Annotated in this window: 17 protein-coding genes; 6 read left to right on the top strand and 11 right to left on the bottom strand. The window is 71.6% G+C overall.

Features of this window, described 5'->3' with window-relative positions:
* Positions 1–3 precede the first annotated feature (3 nt).
* The 6 genes from ACIBVP_RS05375 to ACIBVP_RS05400 all read right to left on the bottom strand — a co-directional run bounded on the left by ACIBVP_RS05375 (position 4) and on the right by ACIBVP_RS05400 (position 6,687).
* Complete coding sequence (locus tag ACIBVP_RS05375) at positions 4–1,158, bottom strand: acyl-CoA dehydrogenase family protein (RefSeq protein ID WP_396104709.1); 1,155 nt, start codon at positions 1,156–1,158, stop codon at positions 4–6.
* 7 nt (positions 1,159–1,165) lie between these two features.
* Positions 1,166–2,395, bottom strand: coding sequence for an FAD-dependent oxidoreductase (locus ACIBVP_RS05380; RefSeq protein WP_396104710.1), 1,230 nt, complete (start codon positions 2,393–2,395; stop codon positions 1,166–1,168).
* Entirely contained in the window at positions 2,365–3,507 is a 1,143-nt protein-coding gene (locus tag ACIBVP_RS05385) for a hypothetical protein (RefSeq protein ID WP_396104711.1), read from the bottom strand. Before ACIBVP_RS05385 ends, ACIBVP_RS05380 begins: the two co-directional genes overlap by 31 nt.
* A 5-nt stretch (positions 3,508–3,512) precedes the next feature.
* Positions 3,513–4,037, bottom strand: coding sequence for a VOC family protein (locus ACIBVP_RS05390; RefSeq protein ID WP_396104712.1), 525 nt, complete (start codon positions 4,035–4,037; stop codon positions 3,513–3,515).
* Between the two features lie 80 nt (positions 4,038–4,117).
* Positions 4,118–5,200 carry an alcohol dehydrogenase catalytic domain-containing protein gene (locus ACIBVP_RS05395; protein WP_396104713.1) on the bottom strand — a complete coding sequence of 361 codons (1,083 nt, stop codon included), beginning with the start codon at positions 5,198–5,200 and terminating at the stop codon, positions 4,118–4,120.
* A complete protein-coding gene (locus ACIBVP_RS05400; protein ID WP_396104714.1) occupies positions 5,197–6,687 on the bottom strand; it encodes an aldehyde dehydrogenase family protein in 1,491 nt (496 codons plus the stop codon). Before ACIBVP_RS05400 ends, ACIBVP_RS05395 begins: the two co-directional genes overlap by 4 nt.
* A gap of 79 nt (positions 6,688–6,766) precedes the next feature.
* On the opposite strand from ACIBVP_RS05400, the gene ACIBVP_RS05405 reads away from it, so the two are divergent.
* Complete coding sequence (locus tag ACIBVP_RS05405; RefSeq protein ID WP_396104715.1) at positions 6,767–7,768, top strand: aldo/keto reductase; 1,002 nt, start codon at positions 6,767–6,769, stop codon at positions 7,766–7,768.
* Between the two features lie 4 nt (positions 7,769–7,772).
* On the opposite strand, the gene ACIBVP_RS05410 is transcribed toward ACIBVP_RS05405, so the two are convergent.
* The 5 genes from ACIBVP_RS05410 to ACIBVP_RS05430 are packed head-to-tail and all read right to left on the bottom strand — an operon-like array spanning position 7,773 to position 12,550.
* Positions 7,773–8,648, bottom strand: a complete 876-nt coding sequence (locus ACIBVP_RS05410) for a CoA transferase subunit A (protein ID WP_396104716.1) — start codon at positions 8,646–8,648, stop codon at positions 7,773–7,775.
* Entirely contained in the window at positions 8,645–10,195 is a 1,551-nt protein-coding gene (locus ACIBVP_RS05415) for a class I adenylate-forming enzyme family protein (protein ID WP_396104717.1), read from the bottom strand. Before ACIBVP_RS05415 ends, ACIBVP_RS05410 begins: the two co-directional genes overlap by 4 nt.
* 20 nt (positions 10,196–10,215) lie before the next feature.
* Positions 10,216–10,947, bottom strand: a complete 732-nt coding sequence (locus tag ACIBVP_RS05420; protein WP_396104718.1) for an alpha/beta fold hydrolase — start codon at positions 10,945–10,947, stop codon at positions 10,216–10,218.
* Positions 10,944–11,762 carry an alpha/beta fold hydrolase gene (locus ACIBVP_RS05425; RefSeq protein ID WP_396104719.1) on the bottom strand — a complete coding sequence of 273 codons (819 nt, stop codon included), beginning with the start codon at positions 11,760–11,762 and terminating at the stop codon, positions 10,944–10,946. Before ACIBVP_RS05425 ends, ACIBVP_RS05420 begins: the two co-directional genes overlap by 4 nt.
* The gene (locus tag ACIBVP_RS05430; protein ID WP_396104720.1) at positions 11,759–12,550 is read right to left on the bottom strand and encodes a CoA-transferase subunit beta; all 792 of its coding nucleotides are present in this window, start codon (positions 12,548–12,550) and stop codon (positions 11,759–11,761) included. The genes ACIBVP_RS05425 and ACIBVP_RS05430 overlap by 4 nt, the downstream gene beginning before the upstream one ends.
* 104 nt (positions 12,551–12,654) lie before the next feature.
* Here ACIBVP_RS05430 and ACIBVP_RS05435 point away from each other — a divergent pair, with 104 nt between their 5' ends.
* The 5 genes from ACIBVP_RS05435 to ACIBVP_RS05455 are packed head-to-tail and all read left to right on the top strand — an operon-like array spanning position 12,655 to position 16,456.
* Positions 12,655–13,548 (top strand): DUF6282 family protein, encoded by an 894-nt coding sequence (locus tag ACIBVP_RS05435; RefSeq protein WP_396104721.1) that lies wholly within the window; start codon positions 12,655–12,657, stop codon positions 13,546–13,548.
* Between the two features lie 14 nt (positions 13,549–13,562).
* Complete coding sequence (locus tag ACIBVP_RS05440; RefSeq protein ID WP_396104722.1) at positions 13,563–14,471, top strand: hypothetical protein; 909 nt, start codon at positions 13,563–13,565, stop codon at positions 14,469–14,471.
* Positions 14,464–15,225 (top strand): HpcH/HpaI aldolase/citrate lyase family protein, encoded by a 762-nt coding sequence (locus ACIBVP_RS05445; protein ID WP_396104723.1) that lies wholly within the window; start codon positions 14,464–14,466, stop codon positions 15,223–15,225. Before ACIBVP_RS05440 ends, ACIBVP_RS05445 begins: the two co-directional genes overlap by 8 nt.
* Positions 15,222–15,647: a lipocalin-like domain-containing protein gene (locus tag ACIBVP_RS05450; protein ID WP_396104724.1), complete on the top strand. Its 426-nt coding sequence runs from the start codon at positions 15,222–15,224 to the stop codon at positions 15,645–15,647. Before ACIBVP_RS05445 ends, ACIBVP_RS05450 begins: the two co-directional genes overlap by 4 nt.
* Complete coding sequence (locus ACIBVP_RS05455; RefSeq protein ID WP_396104725.1) at positions 15,641–16,456, top strand: amidohydrolase family protein; 816 nt, start codon at positions 15,641–15,643, stop codon at positions 16,454–16,456. The genes ACIBVP_RS05450 and ACIBVP_RS05455 overlap by 7 nt, the downstream gene beginning before the upstream one ends.
* The last annotated feature ends 2 nt before the right edge of the window (positions 16,457–16,458 follow it).

A 16,458-nucleotide genomic window follows, 5' to 3' on the forward strand; every position in this document is an offset into this window, starting at 1 on the left:
GAACTAGGCAAGATGTCCTCCGATCCGCGTGTGCCCGCGCAGCAGGTCACGGGAGAGGATCATGCGCTGCACCTCGTCGGTGCCCTCGAAGATCCGCGTGACCCGCACGGCGCGGTACCACCATTCGAGCGGGAGTTCCCTGGTGTAGCCCATCCCCCCGTGGATCTGCAGTGCACGGTCGACCACCCGGCCGACCATTCCGGTGCAGTACAGCTTGGCCATCGCGCCAGCGTGCCGCGCGTCGGCGCCGCGGTCGGTGTCCCACGCCGCCCGCAACGCGAGCCAGCGCCCGGCCTCCAGCTCGGTCTCCGAGTCCGCGATCATCCACTGGATCGCCTGGTTGCTGCCGAGCACCTTGCCGAACGTCCTGCGGATGCCCGCGTAGTCGACGGCCATCCGCAGGCACCGCTCCGCGATGCCCACGCACTGCGCGGCGATCGCGTGCCTGCCCGAACCGACCCACCGCATCGCCAGCTCGAACCCGCGGTGCACCTCGCCGAGCACCGCGGTCGCCGGCACGCGGACGTCGTCGAAGAACAACGTCGCCGGTTCGTGCCAGCTGCCCATGGTGGGGATCGGCGTGGACGTCCATCCCGCCGAACGGTCCACCAGGAACGCGGTGATCCCGCGCTGTGCGGCATCGGTGACGGCGAAGACGATCGCGTAGTCCGCGTCGTGCCCGTGTGTGATGAACGTCTTCTGGCCGTTGATCACCCAGTCGTCGCCGTCGCGGCGGGCCGAGGTGGTGATGGCGCCCGCGTCGGACCCGGCGCCGGGTTCGGTGAGCGCGAAGCAGCCGAGCCGCTCGCCCTCGATGGTCGGCACCAGGTACCCGGCCCGTTGCGCCTCGTCGCCGTGGAACAGGATGTTGGCCGCGTCCCCGCCGAACCGGAACGGGACGCAGGTGGTCGCCAGCTCGGTCTGGATGAGCGACCTGGTCACGGCGGGCAGGGCCATGCCGCCGTACTCCTGCGGAGTGGACAGTCCCCAGAAGCCGAACGCGCGGGCCTTGAGCTGCAGCTCGCGCAGCTCGTCGCGTGGCAGGCCGGGCTCGCCGCGACGCAGGAACTCCGGTTCCCTCGGCAGCAGCTCGGTGGCCACGAACTTCCGGACGGTGTCCCGGATGTCGCGTTGCTCGTCGCCCAGCGCGAAGTCCATGCCCCGGTCACCCCCGTCCGCGCGGCGGGAGGTCGTACGCGCGGGCGTTGGAGATCATGGCCGCGTCCAGCATCCACGCCTTCGCGCGCTCGGGATCGGCCGCGGTCGCCGAGATCTGCCGCTGGAACCGGCGCCGTTCCTGCTCGTCCTGCTCGGCGAGCGCGGTCGTGGTGCGGTGGGTGATCCGCTGGACCGTCTCCACCGCCGCCTTACGACGCCGGGTCGCCCACAGGTCGAGTGCGGTCTCGTCGACGGTGCCCGCGAGGAACCCGGTCAGCTGCACGGAGAGGTCGAACGCGTCGTGGAGCCCGCTGTTCAACCCCATCCCGCCCATCGGGCTGTTGATGTGCGCGGCGTCGCCGAGCAGCAGCACCCGGCCGTGCCGGAAGCTGTCGACGACCCGCTGGTGCACCGCGTAGGTCTTGCGTTCCCGCAGCACCAGGCCGGGCTGGTCGCCGAACAGGGCGTGCAGCCGGGCGTCCACGTACTCGTCCGCCACCGCGTCCTCGGCGTCGACGTGGGGCGGCACCGAGACCACCACCCGCCACACGTCGGGGACCTTCAGCACGAGCAGGTGCTCGGCCGGGTCGGCGATGTAGTTGACGTGGCAGATGCCGGGCAGCACCTCGTCGATCGGGTAGTCGATCGAGAGCACGAGGTACCGGTGCTCGTAGGTCAGCCCCTCGAACGGGCACCCCAGTGACTTGCGGACGGTGCTGCTCGCGCCGTCGGCCGCGAGCACCCAGTTCGCGGTCGCGGTCGCGTCCCCCGCGGTCAGTTCGACGTGGTCGCCCGCGTCCCGCAGTCCCGTGACGGGCGCGCCCATCCGGATCGTGACGTCCGGGTGGTCGGCTTCGAGGACACCCCGGATGATCTGGGTGTACTTGTACTGCTCGAGCTGCAGCCGGTACGGGTACTCGGTCTCGTCGGCCAGCGCACCGAAGTCGAACTCGGCGATCAGCCCGTCGCGGCGGTCGCGCACCTGGTAGCGGGGCGCGACGAGCCCGGCGTCGATCATGGCGTCGGCGACCCCGAGGTGCCTGGCGATCTCGACGGACGGCGGATGGAACGTCGAGGCCCGCCACTCGGTGGACAGCTCCGGGTCCTGTTCGAACACCGTGACCGGCACGCCCTGCCTGGCGAGCGCGAGCGCCACGGTCAGCCCGACCGGCCCCGCGCCGACGACGGCCACGCTCTCGTCCGCCATCACCGGCTCCACTCGACGATCCGGTCGCACATGGCGGTCGCCAGCTCCGGGGTGCCCTGGAAGTAGTGGTCGGCGCCGGAGATCTCGACCAGCTCGCGCCGGTCGTGCGACACCGCGTCGTACATGCCGGTGGCGTGGCTGGGGAAGGCCGCGCTGTCGGCCGAGCCGTACACGACCATGACCGGGACGCTGACGTTCGTGAGGCAGCGGTAGGCGTTCGCGCGGCTGCGCGTGTAGCTCCACTGGCTCAGCCACGACCGCAGGCTGGTGAGGTGGCCGAGCGACGCGGGCTGGAAGTTCGCGGTCCACGGGTCGCCCCACAGCGTGCCGGGCCGCCGGTCGGACGGGTCGACGGCCAGGTCGAGGAAGCGTGGGTCGGCGGCCGTGCCGTGGACGACGAACGGGAGGTCGTCCGGTCCGGTCTTCTCACCGTGCCGGTCCTCCCGCCGGTGGGTGTCCAGTTCGGACAGCTGTGCGAGCACCCAGTCGGTGATCCGCTCGTTGCGGGCGATCTGGGCCGCCCGGTAGCGCGTGAGGAACTCGGCGCCGTACGCCGGTCCGTTCGCCGGGGCGAACATGTCGAGGGCCGGGTCGCGGTCGAACGGGCGCGTCTCGTCGGTGATCGCGGGGTCGAGACCTTCGGTGTACACGGTCGCGCGCCCCGGATGTGCCATCGCCATGACGAGTCGGTCGGCCGGGAGCAGGCCGGTCAGATCGACGGGATCGCCCGCCGGGGTATCGGTGATCGTGGGGTGCTCGGCCTGCTCCTGGTAGAGCGCGGCGAGCCCGCCGCCACCGGAGTTGCCGACGAGCACGACCTCGGCGTAGCCGAGTGAGCGCAGGTGCGCGATGGCGGCGCCGATGTCGAGCACGCAGTTCTCCATGATGAGCGCGGAGTCGTTGCCGACGTAGCGGGTGCACAGCCCGACCGCGGCGACCCCGCGGCGCGCGAGGTCCCGCAGTGCGTAGTGACCGAGGAAGTTCGACGCGGGGTGCACGATCAGGACGGCCGTCGTCGGCGCCTGGCGGTCGTCGCGCCACAGCGTGGCCCAGATCTTCCCGGACAGCCTGGCGACGCCGGAGTTGATGTCCAGTCGTTGCCCGGCCGGCATGGGGATGGCGAGTAGTTCTCTGGTCAGCACCGGGGTCAGGCCTTGCGCTCGTTCCAGGCACGCAGCGCGGCGGCGCCCTCGGCCGCGTCGGCGTCGGTGAGGTCGCGGGTCTGCAGCGTCAGCTCGATCCGCACTCCGTTGGGGTCGAAGACGTACAGCGACTCCCAGACGCCGTCGTGGTCGACGATGCCGTTCACCTCGACGCCGCACGCCTCGAAGTGCGCCTTCCACGCGTGCAGCTCCTCCATCGAGTCGACGTTCAGCGCGATGTGCCGGATCCAGGACGGGATCCCGTCCGGCTTCGCGCCGGGCAGGCCGTCGACCTCGAAGAACGCGATGGCGCCGCCGTCGCTCAATCCGAAGAACGTGTGCAGGTACGGCGTGCGCTCACCGCTGGACGGCACCACGTCGAGCTGGATCGCGGCGAGGAACGGGCACTTCAGCACCTGTGTGTAGAAGTCGTGCGTCCGCTGCGAGTCCCACGTCGGGTAGGCGATGTGGTTGAGCGAGCGAGGAGCGCGGAGGACAGGGGTCTCTGAGCGAGCGACAGTGCCAGTCATCGAAGTCCTTCTCGATTATTGGACAGACAGTCCGTTATGAGTAACGATAGTGGGACTTCGTCGGGTGGGTTGTCAACCAACTAGGGCACGACGACGCTGCGCAGCACCTGTCCGGAAAGGAGTTGCTCGTACCCGCGTGCCGCGTCGGCGAGGGCGAACGTGCCGGTGAGGTACTCGTCCAGCGGCAGGCTGCCGTCGAGGTAGCGGGCCGCGAGCATCGGCAGGTCGCGTGCGGCGACGCAGTCGCCCCAGATGGACACCCGGATGGAGCCGCCGGTGAGGAACAGGCCGCGCAGCGGCAGCGCGAACTCGTCGCCGACCCTGGGTGCGCCGACCACGACGAGCCGGGATCCGGTGGCGCGCATGCCGTTCGCGACGCCGAACGTGGCGGGTCCGCCCACGGCGTCGAGCACGACGTCGACGCCCCGGCCGCCGGTCAGCCCACGTACGGCCTCGGCCGGGTCCTGCGCGGCCGCGTCGACGGTGTCGGTGGCACCGAACTTCCGTGCCATGTCGAGCTTCCCGGCGTTGACGTCGACCGCGATGATCCGGGCCGCGCCCGCCGCGGCCGCACCGGCGATCGCCGCCACCCCGACCGCACCGCAGCCGATGACGGCGACGTCGTCGGCCGCGCCGACCTCGGCGGTGTTGACGGCCGCGCCGTACCCGCTCGGCACCCCGCACCCGAGCAGCGCGGCGATCTCCGGCGGCACCCGGGGGTCGATGGCGACCACGTTCCTGGCCGGGACGAGCACCCGTTCGGCGAGCCCGCCGACGCCGAGCACGGGCGTGCCGGGCGTGCCGTCGGCCAGGGGGATCGCGGGCCGGCGCAGCAGTCGGGCCGCGCACGCGGCAGGCCGCCCGCCCGTGCACTGCCTGCACTGTCCACACGGGACCATGGGGGCGACCACGACGGTGTCGCCGACCTGCGTGCCGGTCGCGTCCGGGCCGACGGCGGTGACCGTGCCGGTGACCTCGTGGCCCACCACGTACGGGAAGTCGGTGCCGGACGTGCCGTGCATGAAGTGCACGTCGGAATGGCACAGCCCGCAGGCGGTCACCGCGACGGCGACCTCGTCGCCGACCGGGTCACGCAGCGGGATCGCCTCGATGTCGACGGGTCCGTGCGCGGAACGGACGACAGCGGCGCGGTAGGTGGTCATTGCGGCTCCTCGTACCAGTGAGGCGTCAGGTGGGGTGCGGTGTCGACGACGACGGTCTTCAGTTCGGTGTAGGCCTCGTGGCCGATGCGGCCGAGTTCGCGGCCGATTCCGGACAGCCCGACGCCGCCGATGGGTGCGTCGAGCGCGAGCGCGCCGTAGGAGTTGATCCAGAAGTAGCCGGTGCGGACGGCGCGGGCGGTGTCCAGCGCACGGTTGAGGTCACGGGTCCAGCAGCCGCCGACCAGACCGAACGGCGAGTCGTTGGCCAGTTCGACCGCGTGGTCCGCCGACGTGAACCGCTGCACGGTGAGCACCGGGCCGAACACCTCGTCCCGGACGATGTCCGGGGTGCCCTCGACGGCGAGCACCGTCGGGCGGTAGTAGGCGCCCTCGTCGGGTACGTCGTCGGGTCGCCGTCCGCCGGTCAGCAGCGTGGCGCCCTGGTCGACCGCGGTGGTGACCATGTCGTGTACCCGTCGCTCCTGCCGCGTGGAGATCACGCAACCCAGCCGGCTCTTCCGGTCGAACGGGTCGCCGACCCGGATGCCCTCGGCGATCGCGACGACCCGCGCGATCACCTCGTCGGCGACGGACTCCTCGACCAGCAGGCGGGAACCGGAGAAGCAGCGCTGCCCGGCGTTGCGGAAGATCCCGCCGACCGACGCGTGCACGGCGGCGTCGAGGTCGGCGTCCGCGTAGACGATGTTCGCCGACTTGCCGCCGAGTTCGAGCAGGACGCGTTTCATGCCGTCGGCGGCGTCGCGCATCACCTGACGGCCCACGTCGGTGCTGCCGGTGAACGACACCATCGTGACGGCCGGGTGCGTGACGAGCGCGTGCCCGACCGCGCCTCCGCCCTGGACCACCTGCAGCAGCCCGTCGGGCAGTCCCGCCTTCGTGAGGATCTCACCCAGCAGCGGGGGAGCGAGCGGGCTCTGCTCGGGCGCCTTGAGGACGATCGCGTTACCGGCGGCGAGCGCGGGCCCGGCCTTCTGGGCGGCGAACATCAACGGGGCGTTGAAGGGGATGATGGCGCCGACGACCCCGACCGGCTCCCGGAACGTCATCCGCAGGGTGGTGCCGTCGGCGGGGAGTGTGGCGCCCTCGAGGCTCGGCGCCCACGCGGCCGCGCTCCGCAGATGCGCCGCGGCCACGAACACGTCGCCACGCGCCTCGGCGAGGGTCTTGCCGTTGTCCAGCGCGACCAGGTGGACCAACCGTTCGGCGTCGGCCTCCACCAGATCCGCGGCGGCGCGCAGGAGCCGGGCGCGTTCGTGCGGTGACGTCCGCGCCCAGGCGGGCTGCGCGGCGGCAGCCCCCGAGACGGCGTCCTGGACCGTTCCGGGCGCGGTCTCCTCGACGGTCGCGATCACGGACCCGTCGCCGGGATGTGCGTCGGGCACCGGTGGTCCGCCACCGGCGACCAGCTGTCCATTGAGGAAGGTGTGGTGCCGCGGGATGTTCGCGACGGTCAGGACCTGGTTCATGGGCATCTCCTCGCGCTACGATGCCCAGCATTACATATCGGACAGCGAGTCCGATAATCGTTCGTCGGAGGAGCTCGGCGTGGAGTACACCCATCTGGGACGCAGCGGTCTCGAGGTCAGCAGGCTCGTGCTGGGCACCGACAACTTCGGCACCCAGACCGACGAGGCCGACGCCTTCGCGATCATGGACCGTGCTCACGAGCTGGGCGTCAACATGATCGACACCGGCGACGTGTACGGGTGGCGCTTCGGCGAGGGGTACACCGAGCAGCTCATCGGGAAGTGGCTCGCGCGCGGCGGCGGGCGCCGGGAGAAGACGGTGCTCGCGACCAAGCTGTACGGGAAGATGGCGGACTGGCCCAACAACGCCGGGCTGTCCGCGCTGCACATCCGGCGCGCGTGCGAGGCGTCGCTGCGCCGCCTGGGCACGGACTACCTGGACGTGTATCAGCCACACCACATCGACCGGGCGGTCGCGTGGGACGAGATCTGGGAGGCGATGGACCTCCTGCGTACGCAGGGAAAGATCGTCTACGTGGGCTCGTCCAACCACCCCGGCTGGCACATCGCGGCGGGTCAGGAGGCGGCGTCCCGTCGCAACCGACAGGGCCTGATCAGCGAGCAGACCATCTACAACCTCCTCGAACGCACGGCCGAGCTGGAGGTCCTGCCCGCGTGCCGCCACTACGGCGTCGGCATGATGGCGTGGTCGCCGCTCGACGCGGGCCTGCTCGGCGGCATCCTCCGCAAGGAACGCGAGAAGACCATGGGCGAGCCGCTCCCCGGCGCCCGCGTGGCGACGCACCGCGGGAAGCGACTGGCCAAACTGGACCGCCACCGCGACGCCGTACAGGCATACGAGGACTTCTGCGACGAACTGGGTGCCGCCCCGGCCGACGTCGCGGTGGCGTGGCTGCTCAGCCGCCCTGGCGTCTCGGCGACGATCATCGGCCCCCGCACGGTGGACCAGCTCGACAGCGCCACCGGTGCGTTCAAGGTGGAGCTGGACGAGCGGGCCCTCGCCCGGCTGGAGGAGATCTTCCCCGGCCGAGGCCCCGCTCCCGAGGCGTACTCCTGGTAGCCCGTCAGCGAAACGTCTGCCGCAGGCCGAGCAGGCGGGTGACGCCGATCCGCTCGAGGTACCCGGCGTGGTCGGCCACCGAGTGCACGTGGTCCTTGAGGTACTTGTCCGTCTCACCCGCCGCGGCCAGGTCCCGGTACTCCACCAGTTGGTCCCGGTCGTACCCGTAATGCCCGGGCGACGACAACGGATGCGCCCCGTAGGGAGCGTGCGCGACCCGCTCCACGATCGCCCCCGGAATCGACACGATCCGGGGGTCGGGAGCGGGTGCGTACTCGTCCAGGATCTCGTCCGAGCTGATGATCACGTGGTCGCAGGCCTTCGCCATGACGTCCTCGAAGCGGCGTTGGCCGAAGATCTGCGTGTTGCCCTTGCGGTCGGCCACCTGCGCGTGAAAGAGCCCGTAGTCCGCCCGCAGCGCCGGGATCGTGGTGACCGTACGACCGGTGTACGGGTCGGTGGTCGTCCTGATCATCGGGTTGACCTTGGGCAGGTCGGTGCCCTCGTACAGCGGCGGCAGCGGCAGGAACGGCAGCCGGCTGGCGCCCGCCCGGAAGCCGTACACCACCCAGGCCTCGTCCGCCTCCACGATCTCGATGGCACGCTCCTGCGCCGCGCGCCGGAAGTTGGGCGCCAGCCCCAGGAACTCCAGGCCCACATAGGACACGTGCAGCTTCCGCACGCACCCAGCGGCGATCAGCATGTCGACCGGCGCGCCCGCGCTCGGCGTGGGGATCAGCTCCAGGTCCCTGATCCCGCGCCGGATCAGCGCGTTCACCAGCGCCATCGGGCTGTTGTGCGAATGCACGCCGCCGAGGGCGACCGTCGCACCGTCCGGGATGTCGGCCACGGCCTCTTCCGGCGTGGTCACCTTGCTCATGACGACTCCTTCGTGCCGAGCAGGGCCATGCCCGTGCCCCGGGTCAGCTCAGCTCTCCTGATCTTTCCGCCCTCGTCCACCGGGAGCGTGTCGACGAACTCGACCTCGCGCGGGCGCTTGTACTTGGCCAGCTGGGCGGCGCAGTGGTCGAGCACGTCGGCAGCCGTCACCGCGCTGCCGGGGACGCGCTGCACCAACGCCTTCACCGCCTCGCCGTACCGCTCGTCCGGCACCCCGATCACCGCCGCGCGGTGCACGCCCGGACAGCTCTGCAGCACCGCCTCGACCTCGCCCGCGTAGACGTTCTGCGCGCCGGACCGGATCACGCCCTGCGCGCGGTCGGCGAGGTAGAGGTAGCCGTCCTCGTCGCGCCACGCCATGTCGCCCAGCCGCAGCCAGCCGTCCTTCAGCACCTTCTGGGTGGCCTCCGGTTGGCACCAGTACCCGGAGAACACACTGGCGGCGCGGATCCGCATCTCGCCGGTCTCGCGGACCGCCACCTCACGGTCCCGCTCGTCGAAGATCTTCACCTCGGCGAAGGCGGCGGGTCTGCCGACCGGCACGATCGACGACACGTCGGTGCGCAGGAACCGCTGGTGGTCCTCGGGTGTGAGCAGCGCGGTGAAGCCACCGGCCTCGGTGGCCCCGAACGCGTGGTAGAGCCGCAGGTCCAGGTGCTCGGTCAGCGAGCGGATCAGCGTCCACGACACCGGGGCGCCGCCATACCCCACGAGGTCGAGGGTGCGCGCGCGGGCGGGGTCCAGGCCCGGCAGCGCCGCCACGAGGTCCACCAGCATCGTCGGCACCAGGAAGGCGTGCACCACCCCGTACCGTTCGACGTCGTCGACGAAGCTCTCCGCGGTGAAGCGACGGCGCAGCAGCAGCGGCACCCCGAGGTAGGCGGTCGTGGTGACGAACGAGGCGCCGACCCCGAGGCTCAACGGCATCGAGATCCACGTCGGTCCGCCGCGCGGCACCTCGACCTCGCACAGGTAGTTCGCGGTGCTCGCGAGCTGCTGCTCGTGCGTGGCCATGCAGCCCTTCGCCGCGCCCGTGGTGCCGCTGGTGTACCGCAGCGAGCGCAGGTCCGTGCCCGAGCCGGCCTCCGGCACCGGATCGGGAGAACCGGAGGCGACCAACTCGTCGAAGGGCTCGCCGCCGGCGAGGTCGCCGACCGTGATGATCCGCCGGACCGACGGGGCGCCCTCGGCCGCCTCGACCGCGACGGGCGAGTCGCAGATGACCGCCGACGCGCCGGAGTGGACGAGGATGCGGCGCATCTCGGGCACCGTCAGCTTGGCGTTGATCCCGACGGTCACCAGGTTCGCCTTCCACAGCCCGTGGTAGGCGATCACCACCTGGACGTCGTTGGCGAGCACGAGCGCGACGCGTTCCTGCGGCACGTGCCCGCGGTCGATCAGGGCGTGTGCGAGCCGGTTGGTCTCCCGGTCCAGCTCGGCCCACGTCAGCGTCGCGGAGTCGGCGATGACGGCGAACTGGTCACCGCGTCGTACGGCGTTCTGCCGCAGGAGGTTCTCGATGCGCATGGCGGCTCCGTGTCGAAGGGTCAACCGCGTGCCGCGGTGCTGATCAGGGCGGCGACCCGGGCGGGGTCGTCGAGGTGCGGGTTGTGGCCCGCGCCCGCGATGACCTCGACCTCGCGGCCGAGGACGGCGGCCATGTCGCGGGGTTCGATGCCGGGGTCGGCGTCGCCGCACACGAGCCGGACGGGCACGGTCACCCGGCCCATCACCGCGGCCAGTTCTTCCCGCGTGGCAGGGGGATCGGCGGTGAGGCGGGGATCGGCGGCCAGGCGATACCCCTCGGGCGTCTGGCGGATTCCACTCGCCAGGCCGGGGGCGTTCTCAGGGAGTCCGCTGACCTTCGCGAAGAGCCGCAGCGCGTCGTCGCGGTCCGTGAACGTCCGTGGTGGACGGTTGGCCTGGGCCGCGCGCCGGGCCAGCTGCTCGGGTGTCCACACGACCTTCATGGCCATCGCGACGACCGCCCCGACCCGGAAGCCGTCCGCGAGGGTGAGCGCGACGAGCGCGCCGAGCGAGTGCCCGACGACGAGGTCGATCTCCGTGCCGATCTCCGTGCCGATGGCGGCGGCGTAGTCGCGGTGGTGGTAGGACGGCAGCCACCCGGAGCGTCCGTGTCCGGGCAGGTCGACGGTGATCCAGCGGAAGCCGTCGAGTTCGCCGAGGACCGGCGCCCACACGGCTGCGGTCGCGCCGGAACCGTGCAGCAGCAACACAGTCGGCCCGGTGTCACCACCACGCTCGATGTGTACCGTCACAACTCCTCCAGGAACTCGAGAACGGCGGCGCCGAACGCCTCGGGCCGTTCGATCTGCGGGTAGTGCCCGCTCCCGACGATGGTGGTGGTTCGCGCGCCGGGGATCTGGTCGGCGAGCGCCTGCCAGGTGTCGGGCGGGACGAGCGCGTCGTGCTCGCCGCGAACGAGCTGGACCGGCACGGTGATCGACCCGTAGTCACGATCGGCGGGCGGGCCGCCGCGGGTTTTGCGCACCGGCGACCGCAGCGCGGCCGCGGCACCGGTCTCCCACGCGCCCGGCATGGACGCGAACTCGTACCGGCGGCGCAGGACGTCCTCGCTGTCCCGCCACACCGGGTCGTGGAACAGCACGTCCATCGACGGCCGGAGCCCGTCGAGTGTGCCGTCGAAGTCCTCGAGGACCTTCCGGCCCTCCGCGAGCGGAGGCGCGAGCCCGATCCCCGCCGCGACCACCGCCTCGACGGGCCATGGCCGATCGGCGCGGTTGACCATGTCCAGCAGCATCCGCCCGCTGAGGGAGGTGCCGACGAAGTACGCCCGCTCGACATCCAGCGTCCGCAGGACAGCGGCCACCTGGCTGACCATCAGGCCGCGCTGCCCGCCCCCGAAGTCCCGGATCTTGCTGCTCCGCCCGAACCCGACCAGGTCCAGCGCCAGCACCCGGAAACGCGTCGCCCACAACGGGACGCAGCCCGCCCAGGTCAGCTCGGCGGCGGCGCCGTACTCCCCGCCGTGCAGCAGCACGAGCGCCGGGCCGTCCCCGGCGTCCAGGTAGTGGGTCCTGATCCCGTCGGCGACGACGTACCGGCTCCTCATGCGACCGTCGCGTAGCGGCGGAGCACGCCGTCGGAGTCCACCTCGGTGCGCAGCAGGTGCAGTTCCTCGGGCGTCGGCGGGGTGACGGTCGCGAGGTCGTCCGCGACCGGCAGGTCGAACCCCGTGGCCGACCGGATCTCCTCGACGGTCGTCCACGGGTGGATCTTGAGCAGCCGCATGTGTTTCGACTCCGGCTCGAAGTCGAACACCCCCAGCGGCGTGAACACGCGCCGCGGCCCGGACGACTCCGGCCGGAGCACCTCGGCACGCGAGTCGCCGCCGGACAGCCAGCCCGCGCCGCTGACGAAGTCCACCTTGTCCACGAACACCCTCGGCGTGTGGTGCTCGGTGTAGATGAAGCTCGACTTGAACCCACCGGTGAAGATCAGCCCGACCGTGCCCGGTCCGCGCACCTTCGGCTTGTCCCAGTCGCCGATCATCGCCATGTTCAGGTTGCCGAACCTGTCGATCTGCAACCCGCCGAGGAACGCGAAGTCGAACCGGATCGCGGTCTCGAAGTCGACCACGTCGTCCAGGCTGTACTGGTACTCGGCCGTCACCAGGTTGCGGTAGTCCGCGGAGGACTCGGTGAGCCGGCGGATCTTCGGGTTGCTCGCGCCGCTCCCGCCGCAGAAGAACGTGAGGTTCGGCGCGTGGGTCAGCTGCGCGAGCCGCAGCCCGGCCGCCGGGATGTGGGACGCCGCGCCGATCGACCCGAACTCGCCGTCGGACATCTCGTGCGCGATCGAGACGGCCATCATCTCGGCCCAGGTGTACGTCTGCTCCACCGCAGCGCCTCCAGATCCTCGTTGCGTGCCAGCGAGTTCGCGATTAACGTACACCAAGTCCGGATTTCGTTACAACGATCGTGACCGCCGGGTTGGAGTCGCCGATGCCTGCCACCACCGCCGTCGAGCGCGTACTGCACGGTCTGGTCGACCTGCACTGCCACTCCGGCCCCAACCCGCTGCCGAGGCGTTTCGACCACGTCGAGGCCGCGCGGGACGGCGCCCGGCTGGGCATGCGGGCCCTGCTGGCGAAGTCGCACCACCACAACACGGTGATGGACCTCCTCGCGATGCGCGAGCAGCTGGGCGGACTGTCCACAGAGGTGTACGGCGGCATCGCGCTCAACCAGTGGGTCGGCGGGATCAACCCGTACGCCGTGGAACTCTGCCTGCGCATGGGCGGCAGGTGCGTCTGGTTCCCGACCGTGTCCTCGTCCGCCCATATCGACCACCACAACGCGGGCGGCGGCTTCCCGTCCCCGACGATCCCGTTGACCAGCAGGCAGACCGACCTCCGCGGCCCCGACGGCGAACTGGTGCCCGAGGTGTTCGCGGTGCTCGACCTCATCGTGGAGGCCGACGCGCTGCTGTCCGCGGGTCACCTGCCCGCCGACGACGTCACGGCCCTGTTCACCGTCGCCGCCGAACGCGGGGTGCGGCGGATGGTGGTGAGCCACCCGAACTTCCTCATCGGCTCGGACGCGGCGCGCTGCCGCGAGTTCACCGCGCTCGGCGCGTACGTCGAGCACGAGACCAGCATGTACGACCCGGAGGTCGCGCAGGCGCGCGGCGGCCCCGAGGACCTCCTGCGGTGGATCGAGGAGGTCGGCCCCGAGCACACCGTCCTGGCCTCCGACCTGGGGCAGAAGGGCAGGCCGATGCCGGTGGACTCGTTCGTCCGGGTCGGCGGCGCGCTGCTCGACCTCGGCCTGCCCGAGAAGGACCTGCGGCGGATCGTGTGCGACAACCCCGCGTTCCTCCTCGGCCTCGACCAGTAACCGGAAGGACGACCGTGTACAGCTCCAACGACCCCCGGGCGAGCCTGCCCACCAGCACCGCGGTCCGCTCCGACGAGCCGATCGCCGCCCTGGAGACCTACGAACTGCTGACCCTGCCGCCTGCCGAGGTGTCCGAGCGGGGGAGCCGCACCTGGTTCGTCCGCGGCCAGAACTTCGTCCTCGCGTTCACCCGCGCGGTCGCGGGCGACCCGCTGCGCCGCTCGCAACAGCACGAGTACGTGATCGTGGCGCCGCAGGACGGTCAGACCGTGGCGGTCGAGCACGCCTCAGGCGGCGGCACACTGCGGGACAGCGGTGTCGCGATCGTCCCGGGTGGCGACAGCACCGTCACCCTCGACGTCGACGCGGACGTCGTCCGGTTGTTCGACGTGCGGTCCGCGGACCTGCTCCCGTTGTGCCACAACGCGGACAGCTACGCCGAACCGCACCCGAGGGTCGCGCCGATCGAGCCGTGGCCGGACCCGGTCGACGGCCCACGCGTCCGCGTCTACCGCAACGCCGACCACCCGGTCGAGCAGGGCCGGTTCGGCCGGATCTTCCGCTCCAGCGCGTTCATGGTCAACTTCGGCGACCCGAAGGACGGACCGCGCAACACCGACCGGATGTCCCCGCACCACCACGACGACTTCGAGCAGTGCTCGCTGACCGTGGCGGGCGACTACGTCCACCACGTGCGCACGCCGTGGACGTCGAAGCTGTCGCAGTGGCGGGACGACGAGCACGCCGAGGTCGCCAGCCCGGCCGTCGCGATCATCCCGCCGCCCGCCGTCCACACGAGCCAGGCGACCGGCGAGGGCCGCCACCAGCTGATCGACATCTTCAGCCCGCCCAGGGCGGACTTCTCGGCGAAGCCGGGCTGGGTGCTCAACGCCGACGAGTACCCGGCGCCCGCTCATGTCTGACCGGTTCTCGGCAGGCGGGAGGACGCCCGCGCTCGGGACGTGGATCAAGCTGGACACCACGGCGAGCGTCGAGATCATGGCCGGCGCCGGGTTCGACTTCGTCGTCATCGACCTCGAACACGCGCCGCTCGGCCTCGACACCGCCGCCCGGATGATCTCGCTGGCACTGGCCGCGCGGCTCGTCCCGCTCGTCCGCGTGCCGGGCCATGACACGGCGACGATCGGCCGGGTCCTCGACGCTGGCGCGGGCGGGATCCTCGTGCCGCACGTCGACACGCCGGAACAGGCGCGGCGGGTGGTCGCCGCGACGCGGTTCCCGCCGTTGGGGGAGCGGGGTGCGGGCGGCACCAGCAGGGCGGGGCGCTGGGGGCTGCTGCCCCGCACCGAGTACGTCCGCGTCGGCAACGAGGACGTGCTGTGCATCCCGCAGCTGGAGAGCGCGGCCGCCTTCGAGGCGGCACCGGACATCCTCGCGGTGCCCGGTGTCGACGCCGTCTTCCTCGGCGCGGGCGACCTGTCGCTGTCACTGGGGGCCGGCCCGGACGACGACCACGTGCGGGAGCTGCTGGCCGCGGGCCGGGCGGCCGCCGCAGCGGCGGGCAAGCCGTGTGGTGCGGCCGCGGCCACCGCCGACGCGGCGGTGCGGGCGGCGGGGCTCGGGCACGAGTTCGTCGTCGTCGGCAACGACGCCACCATGCTCGCCAGGACCGCGCACGGTCTGGTCGGGTCCGTACGCGACGGGCTGAACCCGTGAACCCGCTCGTGGGCGCGTGGGAACTCGTCGGCTACGAGGTACCCGAGGCGAGCGGGGAAGCCCGGTACCCGCTCGGCGCCCGGCCGCTCGGGCAACTGCTGTACTCACCGGACGGGTACATGTCCGTGCACTACATGGCAGGGGACCGGCCGCTGCTCGCGTCGGACAACTGGCGCCACACCACCGACGAGGAGAAGCTGTCGGCGGTCCGCACCTACGGCGGCTACTCCGGCCGGTACACCTGGCTCGGTGACCGGGTCGAGCACCACGTCGACGCGAGCATCCACCCCAACTCGGTCGGGCGGACCTTCGTCCGGCTCGTCGAACTCACCGGAACGGAGCTGGTGATGCGCACCGGAACGCCGGACCCAGCCCTGCCGCCGACACCGGTGCTGCGGTGGCGCGGGAGGACCGGATGGTGATCGACGCACATGCCCACCTCGTCACCGACGATCCCGCCTACCCCCACGCGACGCCCAAGGCTCCGGACAACCTGATGCGCGCGGAGGACCTCCTCGAGTCGTTGCGCGACAACGGGTTGCACGGCGCCGTCGCCGTGCAGCGGGCACATGTGTACGGCTACGACAACAGCTACGTCCTGGATTCCGCGCGGAGCCATCCCGACCGCCTGCGCGCGATGTGCGTGATCGACGGACAGGCCCCGGACGCGGAGAAGACCGTGCACGACCTTGCCGATCGTGGGGCGTCCGCCGTTCGTCTGACCGCACCGGGCGGTGACCGGCACTCCGGGCCGGCGGGTGCGGACTGGTTCGCGGGGCCCGAGGCCCGGCGGGTGTGGGCGGCGGCCGCCGACACCGGGCTGTCGATGTGCCTGCACGTCTACCGCTGGAACCGCGTCGACGTGCTGGGGGTACTGCCCGCCGTCGTCCGCGCGTTCCCGGGCGTGCCGGTGGTACTCGACCACGTGGCCTCCGTGGACGTGGCGGACCCGGACGCCGGCCTGTTGCTCGCGCTGGTCGACCTGGCGTCGGTGTACGTCAAGGTGACCACGCTGAACTTCGCCCGGCACGACCCGGAACCACTCGTCGGGTGGCTGGCCGCGCACTTCGGTGCGAGCAGGCTGCTGTGGGGGTCCGACGTCACCCAGACCCGGGGGACCTACGCCGACATGGTCGCCACCGCGCGCCGCGCGGTCTCCGGTCTGTCCGAACCGGACGCGGCACAGATCCTCGGCGGCACCGCCGCGACGCTCTACCGCCTCGGCGGGTGACC

It is taken from the genome of Actinophytocola sp. NPDC049390 (assembly GCF_044466355.1).
Lineage (GTDB): Bacteria > Actinomycetota > Actinomycetes > Mycobacteriales > Pseudonocardiaceae > Actinophytocola.

What these genes read in the sequence shown, in the direction of transcription:
- ACIBVP_RS05375 (WP_396104709.1), bottom strand. Translation starts at nt 1,158, where the DNA reads ATGGACTTCGCGCTGGGCGACGAGCAACGCGACATCCGGGACACCGTC.
- ACIBVP_RS05390 (WP_396104712.1), bottom strand. Translation starts at nt 4,037, where the DNA reads ATGACTGGCACTGTCGCTCGCTCAGAGACCCCTGTCCTCCGCGCTCCT.
- ACIBVP_RS05395 (WP_396104713.1), bottom strand. Translation starts at nt 5,200, where the DNA reads ATGACCACCTACCGCGCCGCTGTCGTCCGTTCCGCGCACGGACCCGTC.
- ACIBVP_RS05400 (WP_396104714.1), bottom strand. Translation starts at nt 6,687, where the DNA reads ATGAACCAGGTCCTGACCGTCGCGAACATCCCGCGGCACCACACCTTC.
- ACIBVP_RS05410 (WP_396104716.1), bottom strand. Translation starts at nt 8,648, where the DNA reads ATGAGCAAGGTGACCACGCCGGAAGAGGCCGTGGCCGACATCCCGGAC.
- ACIBVP_RS05415 (WP_396104717.1), bottom strand. Translation starts at nt 10,195, where the DNA reads ATGCGCATCGAGAACCTCCTGCGGCAGAACGCCGTACGACGCGGTGAC.
- ACIBVP_RS05425 (WP_396104719.1), bottom strand. Translation starts at nt 11,762, where the DNA reads ATGAGGAGCCGGTACGTCGTCGCCGACGGGATCAGGACCCACTACCTG.
- ACIBVP_RS05435 (WP_396104721.1), top strand. Translation starts at nt 12,655, where the DNA reads ATGCCTGCCACCACCGCCGTCGAGCGCGTACTGCACGGTCTGGTCGAC.
- ACIBVP_RS05445 (WP_396104723.1), top strand. Translation starts at nt 14,464, where the DNA reads ATGTCTGACCGGTTCTCGGCAGGCGGGAGGACGCCCGCGCTCGGGACG.
- ACIBVP_RS05455 (WP_396104725.1), top strand. Translation starts at nt 15,641, where the DNA reads ATGGTGATCGACGCACATGCCCACCTCGTCACCGACGATCCCGCCTAC.